This window comes from Mesorhizobium sp. B2-4-17, from assembly GCF_006441275.1.
GTDB lineage: Bacteria > Pseudomonadota > Alphaproteobacteria > Rhizobiales > Rhizobiaceae > Mesorhizobium.
Window position 1 is genome coordinate 14,286 of record NZ_VFUX01000038.1, and the last position, 15,458, is coordinate 29,743.

The following is a 15,458-nucleotide window of genomic DNA, read 5'->3' on the forward strand; positions in this document are numbered from 1 at the left end:
GGGCGGAAGTTGTCCGCATACGGGCGTGTCATTGGAGAGGGCGAGCGAGAAGGATTGTCATTCCAGGCTCTTGCCCAGTCGACGGCCGTGAGCGGCGATCGTAACCCCCACAGGCCTGCGCTCAACGTCGTAGGCTTCGAGGGCTGACGGAATATCATCGGTTTTGGCGAGATGGGCCCGCATCGCCAAGGCATCGCCCGCCGCCTTGGCGACGCCCATGGCGGTGTGCGGGCGAACAACAAACGCTGCATCACCTAATAGCGATATACGCCCATTCGCCATCTTCGGCGTCTCGAAATCGAATATGGCTTGGAGAAAAGGCTGCGGCTCAGCGGCGACTGCTGCGGCAAAGGGCGGCGGGAGCTGGGACCTGGCATCCACCAGAAGCTCTTCGCGCCGTTCTGCGGACAAGGCTCCCGGACTGAGGGAGTAGGGATGACTGTGTCCCTTGGTGTCCGTCAAGATTTCAGCAAGCGCTTCAGTGCTTGGGGTTGGACGATACCAGACCCAATTGTATCGGCGAGCACCTGGAGAGATCTCCCCATTAGGTCCAGCAACGAGATATCCGAGAATGTGGGACCGCGGCATGCTATAGAAAGCAAATCTATCCAATAACACTTCGGCCGCTGCCGCTGGAAGCGCCTGTTCTGGAAAGAGACCTCGCCATGCGACATAACCGGCATAGGTGCTCGGAGCGGGCCGACCGAGCACTCCTTCTCGTACAACTGATCCAACGCCGTCCGCACCGATGAGAAGGTCGGCCGCCTCCTCTCCGCCGTCGTCGAACTGGAGCGTCGCTCCTACCTCGTTTTGGGCCACCGATCGCACTGACCGTCCGAGGGTGTAAGCGCCATCAGCAACAAGAGCCTGAAAGGTTCGATAGAGGTGGTCCCATGAGATTTGCATCTGCGGCGTTCCGTACCGCTCGATGATTGTTCCAGACTGATCGAGAAATATCCGCTCCTTGGCGACGACGCCAACCTGGGCGACGTGTTCACAGCCTATCGCCCGCAGTATCGCAAAGATCTCTCTCTGCCCGACCAAGCCAGCGCCACGGCCCGCCAATCCGCTGGCGGACCGCTCGTAAATCTTGACGTCGTTTCCGCGGCGGCGAAGAAGCGATGCCGCAAAGAGGCCTCCGAGAGATCCTCCGACGATCCGGATGCGTCGTTGGGGCAAGGCTCAAGCTCCTACAAAGGGCGGTTCAGGAATGCATCGCCGCCGACGCCAAATGCGATTTCAGCACTCAGGCAATCGTGCCCGAATTTCCTCAGCCAGCGAACCAATCTACGGGTGAGAAGCACCCCGCCGACGTTCGAATTCGTAGGCAAGTATGACAACCAATACCAAACCCGCGATCAAGCCGATGGACTTGAAAAATATATCGAACGCCACAATGCGCTCGGTATCTTTCTGTCCCAGAAATTGTTGGCCGCTACGGCGACAACGACGGTCAAAACGCCCAGTGCGCCAGCCCCCAACCGAACAAATTGGCCTGATATGACAAGGAGAGAACCGATCAACTCTACTGTGATGGCAAGGCTCGCCCACAGCCAGCCCGGATGGAGGCCGAAACGGTTCTGCTCGACGATCGCGCCCGCAAAGTTAGAGGGTTTGGTGGCGGCTCCCACCCAGTATGCGCTTGTCAGATCGATCCACGCGCAGATCTGCGTCCACCTCCACTCGAGTATGATGGTAACCCAGCTCGGTTCCGTTAGCCTCATCGTTTCCCCTATCTTCTCGTCTCGCCCGACGATGCCTCAAGCCCATTTTTGGGTCCGCTGAAAAAATGGGCTCTATTTCAGGCCAAGCACCTCAATTTTGCCGGTCACGTCGGCTGTCGGCCAGATCGGCGAAGTTACGCCAACCGCCACCGCGATCTTCTGGCCTTTGCCGGTGTCGTAGGTGATTACGCCTCCAGCGACGGCGCCGTCGAGATTGGCTGACCAGAGCTTGGTTCCGCTTGCAGAATCGAAGGCATAGAAGTTGCCCGCCATGTCGCCGAACAGGACAATCCCACCAGCGGTCGGCGTAATGCCGCTCGCGATCGGTGCGGGCGCTTTGAACTGCCAAGTTTTCGCACCTGTTACGGCGTCGCTCGCAGTGAGCCAGCCGCCCCATTGGGACTTGTCGTCGTACTTCCCGAATCCGAAACCGTCCTTCGTTCCGCCCCAAGGCTGGCCGACAGACGTGTTTTCTACCGTTTCCTTAGGATCGGTATGGACCGTAGCGCACCAATCCACCTCCCCGGTCAGGATGGTATCATGCAAAACGTCATAGGCCGGGCCATTCCATTCGGCGCCACCTTGAGCGCCGGGACAAAACCGTGTCCCCGTCGGCTTCAACGCCTCCGTGGTGTTGAAGATTGTCGTCACCGGCTCGCGATAGAGCCGCGTGTTCGAGGCCAGATCATAGCCGTAGAGATGTCCGTCTTTCGGCGTGACTGCCATCATACGCTTGCCGGACTTAGTCGTGAACACCGTGGGGGTGGCGGCTTCATCCCAATCGTGAAAGTCGTGAGCCACTATAGGAAAGTGCCGTTGATAGGCACCCGTTCGGGCGTCGAGAACGACAACCGAAGCCGTGAATAGGTTGTCGCCATTGCGATAGGCATTCACAAAATCCGGCGCCGGATTGCCGCCCGGCACGTAGAGCAGTCCAGAGCTCGGATCGAGCGTGTAGGAGGTCCATGTCCCGCCGCCGCTGATCGGGAAACCCTTGGCGTTAATCCAAGACCTCGCCACCGACGGGCTCTTGGCCTGTGGCCCACGAGCCTTATCGCGAGGCCCTTTGGGCACAAGGTAGAATTCCCAGACGATCTTTCCTGTGCTCGCGTCCAGGGCATAGATGCGGCCTTTGACGCCCTTGTTGTCGCCGCCCGCGTTGCCGATGAAGATCATTCCATTCCACGCGATCGGCGAGGCCGGCACCGTCTCTCCCCGCGCGGGATCGGCTATGGTTGTCGCCCAGAGCAGTTTGCCCGTTACCTCGTCGTAGGCCACGACCCGTCCGTCAGTGGTTCCGCGAAACACCTTACCGCCCGCGACGGCGACACCGCGATTTACCTTCAGAGGGCTATGGCGAAACTCCTCGTGCACTCGCCAATTCTCCTGACAGGTATCTGGATTGATGGAGAAGGTATCCTGCTCAGTTGCTCCAAAAAGGGAGCCATCCACCTGAACGAGTCCGGTTTCAAACGACGTTTTGATCGTTGTGTCATAGGTGCACTGAACTTGAAGCGCAGTCACATTTGCGGTGTTGATCTGATCCAGAGAAGAATAGCGCTCTGAGGTGAGAGTACCATTATAGGTTGGCCAATCCGACTGGGCCGCACCCGCCGACGCGGTATTGCTGATAAATCCAGCGAGCGCGAGTGCGGCGCTAGGTAAAGAGAAATTCTGATGCGTGATCTTCATCACTGCGAGCTCCTCCGGTCTAAGCCGACGCGCCTCTTCTCAGGTAGAAGCAGGCATTCCCTGCAGTATACGTCAGGGCAATGATGGCGCCTTGGATGAAGGAAACACGATTTGCCTGTTTGGCACCGATTTAATCACGAGCCCGGAACCAGGGGCGAACGGCGACAACTGCCCATCCCAAAGCTGGGCTGCGTGTGAATAGGAGGCCGAGCCGTTTGCCTAGAGCAGTCCTCGGCCAGGCGCCTACGTTCGTAGTTTACGCCAGTGAAAAAGGTAGTAACGTGTACGTGCGTCTGAATGGCGGATCTATCTGGTTGCTATTGTCGGAGAAAGGTTTTGGAGGTAAATATCAAGCACGTAGCGTTAGGCCATGGGTGACGGCCGTCGGTATGGCGATGTCATTGCGCACAGTCATGGGATTGGCGACGCGCCATCGATTGTAACGCGATCGTTGAGGTCTGCTCAAGTTGGGGTGACAAAGCTCTCTTGCGGTCACGAAAAACTTGGCCGAACAACCCCCATTCCAGCCGAAGATACGTTTATATTAACTATGTATCCTCAATCTGTTGAACATCATGAGTTATGGCGAGGCGGGAAGCGTTTCATCTCTCAAGGGTATGATGCAAACTCTATTCGCATCGTCCATCTTGGGGAGGAGTTTTCGGCGCGCGTTACTCATCCACATATGGGCATCTGCTTCTATATTCCGAGAACTGTTTTAGATGATTTTTCTGACGATGCAGGCGAGCGTCGAGTTGCCGACCTAGCCTGCACTCCGGGAGTGGTCGATCCGGTTTTGGGTCATCTGGCGGCATCGCTCCTTCCCATGTTTCAGCGACCTGAAGAGGTGTGTACGCTGGTTGTCGATCATGTGGCTTTGGCGGTTTGTAGTCACCTTCAGTCGATCTACGGTGGCCTTGTTTCCCGTCGGCCAATGGCGCGGGGCGGCCTATCACCGGCAGCGGAAACCCGCGCGAAAGACTACCTCGCAAGCAGTGCAGGCGAGGACATCACTCTGGCGGATGTAGCCAGCGCATGCCGCCTTTCACGTGGACATTTTATCCGCGCCTTCAGAACCTCGACAGGCCTGACCCCGCACAAATGGTTGCAGCGACACCGCGTTGAGAAGGCGAAGGCGTTGTTCCTGGAGACCGATATTTCGATCGCGGAAATAGCGGTCCTCTGTGGTTTTGCCGATCAAAGCCATCTCACGCGCGTCTTCACCGCTCTCATTGGTGTCAGCCCCGCCCTATGGCGCCGAGAGAGGCGATCTAGCTGGGCATCCGATTAATAGTTCCGTCGACAGTACTGCTCCCCCTTCATCAGATCTGCACTGGCATTGTGGTGATGTTGCCGCCGCGAAAATGGTCGGTCATTTCGATCAGATTGCCGAGTTATTAGAGAGCCCGGGCTGGCCTGACGGCATTCTGCCGCCAACCTATGAGTCCGCTCGGAACGCCGGGAGCAAAGATCCTCGTAGCGGAGTGGTTACGCAGAGGACTGCAAATCCCGCGCAGGACGGTCGTACCCTACGGCTTCGTGCCGATGAAGGTGCCCGCGGATTTCGACGTGTGGGGACTTTTCCATGCGGTCGACGAACGCATCCCTGGTGGGGCTGGACGAAGTCGGCGTCGTTGTCCAGGAATCGTTGGCGGCGGGAGATCTCGCCGATCGAGCGGATAGTGGTGCCGCCGAGCTTGCGTACCCGCCCGGCCAGCGGATCGGTGATGGCCAGAATCTGGTCAGCCTGATCGTCCAGCAGCAGGTGATAATCGCGGAAAATGCGGTCCCGACATGTGCCAGTGGTCTTCAGGATAGAGAGCGAATATGTCGGCCAGCAGGACCGTCGCCGCGGCCGAAATCTCATGCACTGCTTCGCGGGAAAGGCCTGATGGGGTGTGCAATGCCGCACTCACGCGCGATTTTAGACTGTCTTCCATTATCCAAACTCCTCGGTTGAAATTGAGTTTCGATGCCCACTCGAACCGAACCCGGGGTCCAGCGGGTCGTCGTCGGCAACCGTCTCGGGAGGTCCCTCCCGCCGGATTGTCGTTGTCTCAAGATGTGCGGCAGATCCTGTTATTCGGTGTGGACGCCGTTCGTAGGCGCTGCCACGCTTGCCGTTTCGGGTGAGCCGACAGGTGCAAAGAAACTCAAGGCGACCAAGACGACCGGAACGGCAAAGCACCAGGTCCGCGACAGCAGGAAAGCGACCGCCGCGGCAGCGCAGCCAAGCGCGAAAGCCACGACGCTGGCGCTCATCCGCTTGAGCCGCTCCTTGACCGGCTTGAGGTCGCCCTGTGCCGTCCCGCCAATCAGGTCCGCCAGGTCGAGCATGATCTGGGTGGTCGTACCGGTCATGAGTGTCGTGGGCGGCATCTTGGACAGGTGAACACGGTGAAAGGCATTCTGGATCGCCATGGCCGACACCAGGACCATGCCGATGGCGAACGCCGCGAGACTGTTGCCGTCGTCGAAAGGGCCGTGGATCTGGGCAAAGGTGGCGGCGATGATGAAGAGGACGAGCTTCAACCAAAGCAGAACGGTCATGACGGGCTTGCGGCTACGCTCGAGCCGTTGGCTGAGGAGCCGCACCAGCAAGATGACGATACAGAAGACCGGCAGCGCCAGCAGCTTGGAAAGCGCGCCGCCTGTCCCGAGCGCGATCGACGCCCCGAGGGTCACGAAGTTGCCGGTGACATGGGCCGTGAACAGCCCGGCGAGCGCCACGAAGCCGACAGTGTCGACATAGCCACCATTGAAGCTCAGTAGGATGGGAAGGGGCAATCTCGCCATGTTCGTCTCCGCGAAGATCTATTCCGGCTTACCGCCGAATCTCCATTGCCTGCAAGACGAGGCGTGGCGAAACGAATTCCGCCACGCCTCCGTGGGCGAATTGCCCGTCAGCCCTTGATGAAGGCCAGGAGGTCGGGGTTGATGACATCCGCATGGACGGTCAGCATACCGTGCGGATATCCCGGGTAGATCTTCAGGGTGCCGTTCTTCAGGAGCTTCACCGAGAGCTTGGCCGAGTCGTCGATCGGCACGACCTGGTCATCATCGCCGTGCATGACGAGCGTTGGCACCGTGATCTTCTTCAGGTCCTCGGTCTGGTCCGTTTCCGAAAAGGCCTTGATGCCGTCGTAGTGCGCCTTGGCGCTGCCCATCATGCCCTGGCGCCACCAGTTCTGGATAACGCCCGGGTAGACTTTCGCGTTCGGCCGGTTGAAGCCGTAAAACGGGCCGGTGGGGAAATCCAGGAAGAACTGGGCGCGGTTGGCGGCGACTCCGGCGCGGACTCCGTCGAGAGCCTCGATCGGCAGGCCGCCCGGATTGGATGCCGTCTTCACCATGATAGGCGGAACGGCGCTGACGAGGACAGCCTTGGCGACGCGGCCCTGCGGCTGGCCGAACTTGGCAACATAGCGCGCAACTTCGCCGCCACCGGTTGAATGGCCGATGTGAACGGTATTCTTCAGGTCGAGATGTTCCACCACCGCCGAAGCGTCGGCGGCATAGTGGTCCATGTCGTGACCGTTGGAAACCTGGGAGGAACGTCCATGGCCGCGGCGGTCATGGGCGACCACGCGAAAACCCTGGTTGACGAAGAACAGCATCTGGGCGTCCCAGTCGTCGGACGACAGCGGCCAACCATGATGGAACACGATCGGCTGAGCTGCTTTCGGACCCCAGTCCTTGTAGAAGATTTCCACGCCGTCCTTGGTCGTGATGTAGCTCGAAGTCATGGAGCGAGTTCCTTTGTTCTTAGCAGGGGTGGGTTTTTCCGTCGCGAAGGCAGGTAGGGCCATCGCGAGCGAAACAGTCGCGCCCGCCACGAGGGCCTGCCGACGCGAGAGATGAACTAGGTCGGTGTCAGTCATGCCAAATTCCTGTTGTGGGCGTTCGGGACAGAGCGAAGTCTTTCCTCTGTCCGGACGCTGATCCTTTCAGAAACCAGCCGGTCCGGCTTGTCGGTTCCGATCGCGTTTTGAACAAAGTCGTTGGAGCTGCCGCGAGCGCCACCGCTAGTCCAGGGTAAGAATCGCGATTCACCGGGCAATCACAACGGTATCGCCAAAGGAGGCAACCCGACGGGATGGGCCGACCACGCCCGACCAGCGGACATGCCAGTTCAGGAGCGCCGGTTTCGCCGCCACGCCCCCGGAGGTGCGCCTGTTTCCCGGGCAAAGACGCGCGTGAAATGGCTCTGGTCGGCGAAGCCACAGCTTCGGGCGATCTCCCCAAGCGACAGGTTTGAGTTGAGAAGCAGGCCGCCCGACCTCTCGATCCGTCTCTTTGTCAACCATTGGTGCGGGGTCTTGCCGGTCGTGTCGCGGAAGGCGCGCAAAAAAACCACCGACGAAAGATTGCAGGCCGAGGCCAGGTCGTCGACCGCGAAATCGCCGTTCAGTTTGCTGTCGATCATTTCTAGCACCGTTGCGACACGACACGAGGACAGACCATATCGCCGATCGGCCGCCATGGGTTTCCGACAGCCATATTTCTGCAGAAGGTGTATGCCGATCGCGACTGAAAGCTGGTCGACGAACAGTGCGCTTCGCTCGTTCGAACTGCAGCCTTGGGAAAACAGCGCGCCGAGCAGACTCGCAAGCACAAGATCCGCCCCATGCACACCGCGTGACAAGTCGGTGTCTGTGGCGGCACCGTCGCGGTCCGCAAGACGAACCAGGGCGGCTTTCGTCACCTCCAGAAGCGTGAAGTCGAAGGCCCCATGGAGGTCAGCCTTATAGCACTCACTGAAGTCGCGAACATAGACACCGTTCTGATCGAAATCATGGGTGACCGCGCTTTTTCCTGTGAGAATGCTTCGCCGGTGACCGCGTTTGGCCGAAATCCCTATGAGGAATCCTCTGTTGGTCGCCTGCGTTTCCACGCGCTCGATTGCCCCGGAATCCGACGCCTTATGGTAAAATGACATGTAATCGCCAGCGATCCGTCGACTGCTACGCAATTTCGACAGTGGACAGCCAAGGTCGTCCAGTGCACTGCGCGCAATCGGGTTGTCCGCTTCAAGCATATGCTTCAGCCTCCGGTTTCTCGGCCTGCGCGCGGCCGCGGCTTTGACTTGCCGAAAGCACGACCAGCACCGCTGAGTGGAACTGCGGTTAGACCGGCCGCCGCGCCTTAGAACAATCGTGTGTAACCGAGAGCCTGTATTGTATGAAAGTCTCACCACTTGGAATTTCGCCCCCAACCTGGGGGAACTTCGCTGCTTGCCACGCCCTCAGAACGGAAGGCTGAAATCGGCGTTTATCGCACAGCTTTCCGCAACGGATCTACGCGCCTCGCCGGTAGCGTCCCGGCGAAACGCCGACAAGTTCGGCGAACACGCGGGTCATGTGGCTCTGGTCCGCGAAGCCGCAGGCGATGGCGATCTCGGCGATTGGCATGTCCAAACCGAGCAGATCCTTGGCCCGAGCGACCCTATACTCGGTCAGCCAGCGGTGCGGCGTTCGCCCGAAGCTTTCCTTGAAAGCCTTGATAAAATAGCTGCGCGAGAGTTTGCAGGCCGTTGCCAATTCGACCATCGAGAAAGGCTCGCTTGCATGGGCGACGAGAAATTCCGCTGCGCGCTTTTCCTGCCAGGGCGCCAAAACGCCCTTCTTGCTGCAAGGAAAATGCAGCCCGCCATAGGCCTGCGTCAGATGCGCCAGCATCGCGAGGTTGACCTGCTCCAGGAAGAGGCGGTGCGCCTTCTGCGGATGATCGAGTGAAGGAAGCAGCGCACGAGCCAGGCCCAGCATTACATCGTCCCTGGTTCCGGGCGGGCAGGATAGTGCCTGGTACTCCGGGCGGCCGACGTCTTCTGCAAAGGACTTCAGCGAAGCGAAGGGGATCCGGAAACGTACATTGTCGAAGGGCGAAAGGTGTTCGCACCGCCATTGGTCTCGCAAGTCGGTGATGGCCAGATCGCCGCATTGGTGAGCACCGTCGAAGACGAGCTCTGAGCCGCGCCACAGCCTGTGTCGCTCGAAGTCCCTCAACTGGACGATGACGCTGAACGCCCCGCTGCGGGGAACGGGCTCTGACCTGCCGGGATCACGATCGCCCTGGAAGGTGCGGGTCACCTCAATGTCGTTGACGGTGAGAGACAGCACCGTTGGCGCGGTCGACCGCAGTGCTTGAGGCACCTGCACCTGCGACTTCCCGGCCATCCTTTCGGGAGTCGCGGCATTCTCCCCAAGGTTCAGGGCCTCCGGCGTGGCGATGGTATTTCGCAGACACCGACCAAAGACAGAACTCATCGCAAAGTCCTCCCTGCAAACCTATCGATAACCAAGACCAGTTCAGATCAATGAAACAGCCCTCGGCGCCACACGTCGGGCGTGATTCCTGTCTGATCGAAAAACACTTCGTTCAGCTGCGATTCGCCAGCAAATCCGCATTGTTCGGCGACCTCGGCAATCGTTAGCCGCCGGTCATATAGGCACTCCTTCGCCCGCTCGACGCGAAGCAGGGCCAGCCATCTCTGAGGGGTAATGCCGACCGTCGATCCAAAGGCCTCAACGAAATCCGCAGCCGACATCCCGACCTGCTCCGCTATGTCAGCAACCGCTATGTCATCCTGCAGATGGTCTGCCATGAACTCCTTGGCGTCCTTCTCTTGCCAGGCCGAGAGCGGCGCCTCGCCGGCCGCTGCCTTAATCGTATAATGCTGCAAAAGGTGGACGCATGCGGCGATGGCAATTGGGCGCAGTACCGCCTCGACGTCTTGGCGCTCGAACAGTGGCAGCAGGGCGCAGCCAATGTTCCACATGATCCGGTCGCCGGAACCGCGCAGGCAACGCAAGGGCATGGCCTGCGGGGCCTGAGGAATGCTGCCGACCTCGTTAAAGAGGCAATAAGGCAGGTGGAACGCGAGTGCGTCGAGGTCACTGTGCAGCCGAATGGATGCGCCCTCTCGCAAGTCGACCAGACAGACCGAGGCCTTCCTGTAGCAGCGCACCACCGTCTCCACGCCGCCTGCCGCGATGTCGCAATGGTCGGTGTCACGCAAGTAGAGCATCATGAAATAGGCTGGCTGAGCCGGCAGGTGGATTGCCTGGAGATTGCCGGCGCGCACCTGCCGGCAGAGGTGGGTCACCGAGAAATGCGCATTGCCAACCGGCCGTACCGACATGGACGGAGCGGTCGCGACCCCGAAATGGACGCCGACTTCCGTATCCATGCTAAAATCCTGATGCACGTCTTTCTCCTGCCTTGCGCCTGGGCGCTTCCCCGCTCATTCACGAGCGACGCTCTCGGCCCGCTTCGCCTATGCGGAGGAGATATCGGGCGACCTACCAATCGGTGAGCGAGCCGGGGACCGTCGGCACAGTTCACGCGCCGCGAGCACCATAGTCTTTGTCGCCAAGGCAATCTTGCATGTCTGGCTCGTCTTTTTTCCGTTTTTGCTGTCTCGCCACTATTGGCCTACCGCTTCAGCGTGAAACGCAGGCCGCCGATTTCTCTGCGGAATGCGTCTGGGCGTTGGCATGGCCTTGCGGACTCCAAGCCCGTCAAGTCATCCCGAATAGAATCGCAACTGCCTCGCAAGGAGAGGGGAGACTGCTACGGACTGGAACTGCCTTGTCAGGACGGCCTTGGAGCAGGTTTCGCCGTGCTTTCTCGGACAACAAGACTAACCGGTAGAACCGTTTGCAATGGGACGTCGTTGCCAGTGGCTGGGTTCATGAGGCGCAACAGCATGCTGGCGACCGTCTGGCCAGCTTCAAACTGCTGGATTCTCACCGTGGTCAAGCGAGGCTTGATAAGAGCAAGAAACGGCATGTCGTTGAAGCCCGTCACCGAGACATCGTCGGGACACCGAATGCCGCGCTGGCGGAGCTCTTCAATCGCCCCCAGCGCAAGTCGATCATTCGCACAAAGTATGGCTGTAAATTGCTGGTTCGAGTCCAGCAAGCTCCTGGCACAACGGGCGCCTTCCTCTTCGTCGAAACGGCTCGCGGTGGCGACCAGATTCGGATTGAAAGTCAGGGCCAATTTGCTTGCTGCATGGCGGAATGCCGCCAGGCGGGCCTGGCCGGTCGAGAGGTCCTGCGGGCCTGCGAGATGGGCGATGTCGCGGTGGCCAAGATCCCGCAGATGCCGCAGCATCTCATAGATACCGGCTTCTTCATCATTGACGACATAGGGGATATTCGACGGCTCGACTTTGCGGTTCAGTGTGACGACCGGCAGTCCCTCTTCAGCAGCCCTCGCTATCGAGGGGTCGCTCCTGAATGCGGCTGCATGGATGATACCATCGACGCCTCTGTCGCGCAGAACGTCAACAAGGCGGCTCTCGCGTTGCTCCTCACTGTCCGTGTTGACGATTATCGAAGCGTATCCGACCGGCTCGAGCACGTTTTCAATACCCCGCACGATAGGCGGGAAAATGACGTTCGTGATGTCCGGGATCATCACGCCGACCGTCATCGTGCGACTGGTGCGCAATCCGGCGGCAATTCGATTGGGTCGGTATCCAAGCTCTTCGGCTGCCGTCCTCACGCGCTTTGCGACTTCATCGGTAAGCAGTGTGTATCCGACCGGGTCCAGGGCCCTTGACACAGTCGACGCGTGGACACCCGTGTGTCGGGCAATATCCTTGAGCGTAACCCTTCGTTTCTGCATGCCGCCCTCGTGATTCACACATACATAATTGGCGAGATCTGGGAATGCAATCGATTGCGAAAGGGCATTGACTCATATTTCTCTCAATGATAGCCATTCACGCAATCGATTGCATGGAGGCAGCAAACGGTGCGCAATCGATTGCATCGATTGCCGCTGAACGAGGAACTCCGAGCGTCATCATCGAACCAAATAGTACCGGCCTGTTTGACACCCAGATATTGCGTGTCGGGTCTGTCAGAACATTCAAGAGGAGGAGCCAAGCATGCGATTGTCGAGGCTATTTGCAACCGTGGCGGCCACCGCCCTGTTTGCGGGAAGCGCGGTAGCTGAAGACCTGAAGGCGGGGACATCATCCCCGCTCAAGATCGGTATTTCGTTGTCGCTCACAGGGGACTTTGCAGACTCCGGCAAGGCTGCCCAGCGTGGCTACACGCTATGGGCCGCGGAGGTCAACAAAGCGGGCGGAATACTTGGACGGCCGGTGGAAATCAAAGTCGTCAATGATGCCTCGAGCCCGGACCAGGTGGTGACAAATTATCAGAACCTGATCACCCAGGAAAAGGTCGACATCGTCTTTGGGCCTTTCTCGAGCCTGTTGACGATCCCCGCCGCGCGCATAGCGAAGCGTTACGGGTACTCTTTCATCGAACCTGCCGGTGGCGGACCCCACGTCTTTGAGCAACATCTGAACAACCTCTTCTTTGTACAGCCGGCTCAGACGGTGAAGGGCGGCGACGTGTTCGCGGACTATATTCTGGCTCTGCCGCCCGACCAGCGCCCGAAGACTGCTGCCTACGCAAAACTCGACGACCCCTTCGCGGCGCCGATTGCCGACAACATCAAGACGCGGTTCGAAGCGGCCGGAATCAAGACGGTCTACGATCAAACCTATCCCTCGGAATCGGCCGACCTCACCCCAATCATTGCCGGCATTGCCGCGGCCAATCCAGACGTCCTCGTTTCGGGGACACAGGCTTCGGATGCATATGGCCAGGTCAAGGCGATGATCCAGTTGAAGTTCAATCCCAAGTGGCTCTTCATGTCGAATGGCGCCAATTCCCCGACCGAGTTTCCAGACAAGGTGGGTGCCAAGAACACCGAGGGCGTGTTCACCAGCAGCGACTGGTATCCAGGCTCGTCCGCGGCCGGAAGCAAGGACTTCATCAACGCATACATCGCAATGTATGGGGGCGACGCGGACGGGATCGACAACACCTCTGCCGAGGCCTATTCGGCGGGCATGGTATTGGCGCAAGTCGCCAAAAAGACCGGAACAGTCGACAATGCATCGATCATCGAGACCTTGCATAGCGGGGTATGGCCGACGCTCGTCGGCGATCTGAGCTGGGATGCCGATGGCGCGCCGAAAGGCGAATATCTGCTGACCCAGTGGGTCGGTGGCAAGCTGACCACGGTGTTCCCGGCGAACCAGGCGCAGCACGCTCCCGTTTCACCGAAGTCCAATTGGGCACAATAGGGGAGGTGGTGCCATGCACGCTTTGGTTCAAGCAATCATCCTCGGCGTTCTGACCGGGGGTGTTTACGCCCTGATGGCCAGCGGCCAGACACTCATTTTCGGTATCATGAAAGTCGTCAATCTTGCCCAGGCAGCTTTTGTCGTCCTGGCGGCGTATCTGACGTTCAGCTTGTTCACCCTCACCGGCATGGATCCATTTCTCTCGATCCTGATCACGACCCCCCTGCTGTTTGTGATCGGTGCGGTGATCCAATGGACGCTCTTGCGCCCACTGCGCCCTGATGATGCCAATGAACTCTCGCTGCTCGTCACCTTTGCCGTCGCGCTCGGCCTGGAGGGCTTACTTGCGATGGCCTACAACACGACCTTTCGGTCGGTCCAGCCAGGTTACGAGAACTTCAGCTGGACGGTGGCGGGATACCAGGTGAACATGGTCCGGTTCTTCGCCTTTCTGCTTTCCCTGGCGATGCTCGCCGTTCTCTATCTGATCTTGCAGCGCACCAAGTTCGGACGGGCGGTGCGGGCAACGGTACAAAACCCGATGTCTGCCCAGCTGCTGGGCGTCAATTCGAGAATGGTTGCCGCGTTCGGCTTCGGGCTCGGCGCTGCGACCGCGGCAGCGGCGGGAGCCGTCTTCGGCCTCATCTCGCCTTTCAATCCAGGCAGCCATTACGACCTGATCAGCCGCCTGCTGACGATCGTCGTGCTCGGCGGACTCGGGAGCATCGGTGGATCGATCGTCGCGGCGCTGGTGATGGGCGTCGGCTCGGCGGTCATCGCGGCTCTCGTGTCTCCGATCTGGTCCGATTTCTCGTTCTTCGTGGTGCTGCTTCTGGTGCTGTTGGTTCGCCCCACGGGGCTCTTTGGCGCCCGCGTGCGAGGTGCCCTATGAACCGCGTCGGATTGATTTTCGCTATTGCCTTCTTTGGCGTGCTCACACTCTTGCCATTCGGCGTCGGCCCACAGTGGATATTGAACCTGCTGATCTTCACCCTGATGTACGGAGGCCTGGCCAGCGCGTGGAACCTGCTGGGCGGTTACGCAGGCTATCCCTCGCTGGGACACGCCGCATTTTTCGGGCTCGGTGCCTACGCCATTGCCATCGTCTTCGAGAACGGGGTCGGCAACGGATATCTGCCCTTTCTCGTTCTCCCGCTGATCGGGGTGGGAGCCGCTTTGTTGAGCGTGCCCATCGGATGGATCGCCATGCGGACCCGAGCCGATGTTTTTGCCATCGTCACGATCACACTGCTTTTCATCGCTCAAACGCTGGCGTTCAATCTGAGGTCGATCACAGGTGGTGCGCAAGGCAAAGGCGTGGCCGTCCCGTCTTTCCCGGTCGAGACCTATAATTGGCCGTTCTACTACGCGATGCTTGCGCTGCTCGCCGTGGCCATGGGCGCATCGCTCTATTTCAGTCGCTCGAAGATCGGCCTGTCCTTGTCGGCCGTCCGGGCAGACGAAGACAAAGCTCACGGCGTCGGTGTACGGGTAACCGGGGTCAAGCTGATCGCGTTTGGCGTGAGTGTCGGCATCACGGCGATGATCGGGGGCATGTGGGCCTATTATGTGGGATTTATCTATCCGCAATTCGCGGTGGATCCCCTGATTACGATCGGCATGGTGCTGATGACTTTCCTGGGTGGGAGGGCAACGTTGTGGGGGCCTGTCATCGGTGCATTCATTCTGGTGCCGGCTCAGCAATATTTTGCCTACCAATTCGGGGCGAGCCAGTTCTACCTGCTGGCCTACGCGGCCATCTTCCTGATCATCATGCTGCTGTTGCCGCGTGGAATCCTCCCGACGATCACCGACCGCCTGCGCAACCGACGCAAGCGGCAGGCAGGGCAGCCTACAATCACGGCCTTGCCCAAGGCGGACTCGAGACAGGATACAGGAATGATTGAAGAACTGCGGGGAGCGTGACG

The 15,458-nt window shown here is 59.5% G+C and carries 13 protein-coding genes and 1 pseudogene; 4 read left to right on the forward strand and 10 right to left on the reverse strand.

Annotated elements, in window-relative coordinates:
• Nucleotides 1-57 precede the first annotated feature (57 nt).
• The 3 genes from FJ548_RS25295 to FJ548_RS25305 form a co-directional block, all read right to left on the reverse strand.
• Entirely contained in the window at nucleotides 58-1,179 is a 1,122-nt protein-coding gene (locus FJ548_RS25295) for an FAD binding domain-containing protein (RefSeq protein ID WP_140779285.1), read from the reverse strand.
• 179 nt (nucleotides 1,180-1,358) lie between these two features.
• Complete coding sequence (locus FJ548_RS25300; RefSeq protein WP_246678764.1) at nucleotides 1,359-1,724, reverse strand: DoxX family protein; 366 nt, start codon at nucleotides 1,722-1,724, stop codon at nucleotides 1,359-1,361.
• 72 nt (nucleotides 1,725-1,796) lie between these two features.
• Entirely contained in the window at nucleotides 1,797-3,416 is a 1,620-nt protein-coding gene (locus tag FJ548_RS25305) for a PQQ-binding-like beta-propeller repeat protein (protein WP_246678768.1), read from the reverse strand.
• 370 nt (nucleotides 3,417-3,786) lie between these two features.
• On the opposite strand from FJ548_RS25305, the gene FJ548_RS25310 reads away from it, so the two are divergent.
• Nucleotides 3,787-4,707 carry an AraC family transcriptional regulator gene (locus tag FJ548_RS25310; RefSeq protein WP_140779287.1) on the forward strand — a complete coding sequence of 307 codons (921 nt, stop codon included), beginning with the start codon at nucleotides 3,787-3,789 and terminating at the stop codon, nucleotides 4,705-4,707.
• A gap of 321 nt (nucleotides 4,708-5,028) precedes the next feature.
• Here the strand turns inward: FJ548_RS25310 and FJ548_RS30590 are convergent.
• The 7 genes and pseudogenes from FJ548_RS30590 to FJ548_RS25345 form a co-directional block, all read right to left on the reverse strand.
• Nucleotides 5,029-5,356, reverse strand: a pseudogene (locus tag FJ548_RS30590) (ferritin-like domain-containing protein); the annotation flags it as partial.
• 139 nt (nucleotides 5,357-5,495) lie between these two features.
• Entirely contained in the window at nucleotides 5,496-6,212 is a 717-nt protein-coding gene (locus FJ548_RS25320; protein WP_140779289.1) for a DUF1275 family protein, read from the reverse strand.
• Between the two features lie 107 nt (nucleotides 6,213-6,319).
• Nucleotides 6,320-7,297: an alpha/beta hydrolase gene (locus FJ548_RS25325; protein WP_140779290.1), complete on the reverse strand. Its 978-nt coding sequence runs from the start codon at nucleotides 7,295-7,297 to the stop codon at nucleotides 6,320-6,322.
• A gap of 251 nt (nucleotides 7,298-7,548) precedes the next feature.
• Nucleotides 7,549-8,454 (reverse strand): AraC family transcriptional regulator, encoded by a 906-nt coding sequence (locus FJ548_RS25330; protein ID WP_140779291.1) that lies wholly within the window; start codon nucleotides 8,452-8,454, stop codon nucleotides 7,549-7,551.
• 259 nt (nucleotides 8,455-8,713) lie between these two features.
• Complete coding sequence (locus tag FJ548_RS25335) at nucleotides 8,714-9,511, reverse strand: AraC family transcriptional regulator (RefSeq protein WP_246678769.1); 798 nt, start codon at nucleotides 9,509-9,511, stop codon at nucleotides 8,714-8,716.
• Between the two features lie 218 nt (nucleotides 9,512-9,729).
• A complete protein-coding gene (locus FJ548_RS25340; RefSeq protein WP_140779292.1) occupies nucleotides 9,730-10,605 on the reverse strand; it encodes an AraC family transcriptional regulator in 876 nt (291 codons plus the stop codon).
• Between the two features lie 404 nt (nucleotides 10,606-11,009).
• The gene (locus tag FJ548_RS25345; protein ID WP_140779293.1) at nucleotides 11,010-12,050 is read right to left on the reverse strand and encodes a LacI family DNA-binding transcriptional regulator; all 1,041 of its coding nucleotides are present in this window, start codon (nucleotides 12,048-12,050) and stop codon (nucleotides 11,010-11,012) included.
• Nucleotides 12,051-12,315: 265 nt separating this feature from the next.
• Between FJ548_RS25345 and FJ548_RS25350 the strand changes: the two genes are divergently transcribed.
• The 3 genes from FJ548_RS25350 to FJ548_RS25360 are packed head-to-tail and all read left to right on the forward strand — an operon-like array spanning nucleotide 12,316 to nucleotide 15,456.
• Nucleotides 12,316-13,530 carry an amino acid ABC transporter substrate-binding protein gene (locus FJ548_RS25350; RefSeq protein WP_140779294.1) on the forward strand — a complete coding sequence of 405 codons (1,215 nt, stop codon included), beginning with the start codon at nucleotides 12,316-12,318 and terminating at the stop codon, nucleotides 13,528-13,530.
• Between the two features lie 13 nt (nucleotides 13,531-13,543).
• Nucleotides 13,544-14,422, forward strand: a complete 879-nt coding sequence (locus tag FJ548_RS25355; protein WP_140779295.1) for a branched-chain amino acid ABC transporter permease — start codon at nucleotides 13,544-13,546, stop codon at nucleotides 14,420-14,422.
• Nucleotides 14,419-15,456, forward strand: a complete 1,038-nt coding sequence (locus FJ548_RS25360) for a branched-chain amino acid ABC transporter permease (RefSeq protein ID WP_140779296.1) — start codon at nucleotides 14,419-14,421, stop codon at nucleotides 15,454-15,456. Before FJ548_RS25355 ends, FJ548_RS25360 begins: the two co-directional genes overlap by 4 nt.
• Nucleotides 15,457-15,458 lie beyond the last annotated feature (2 nt).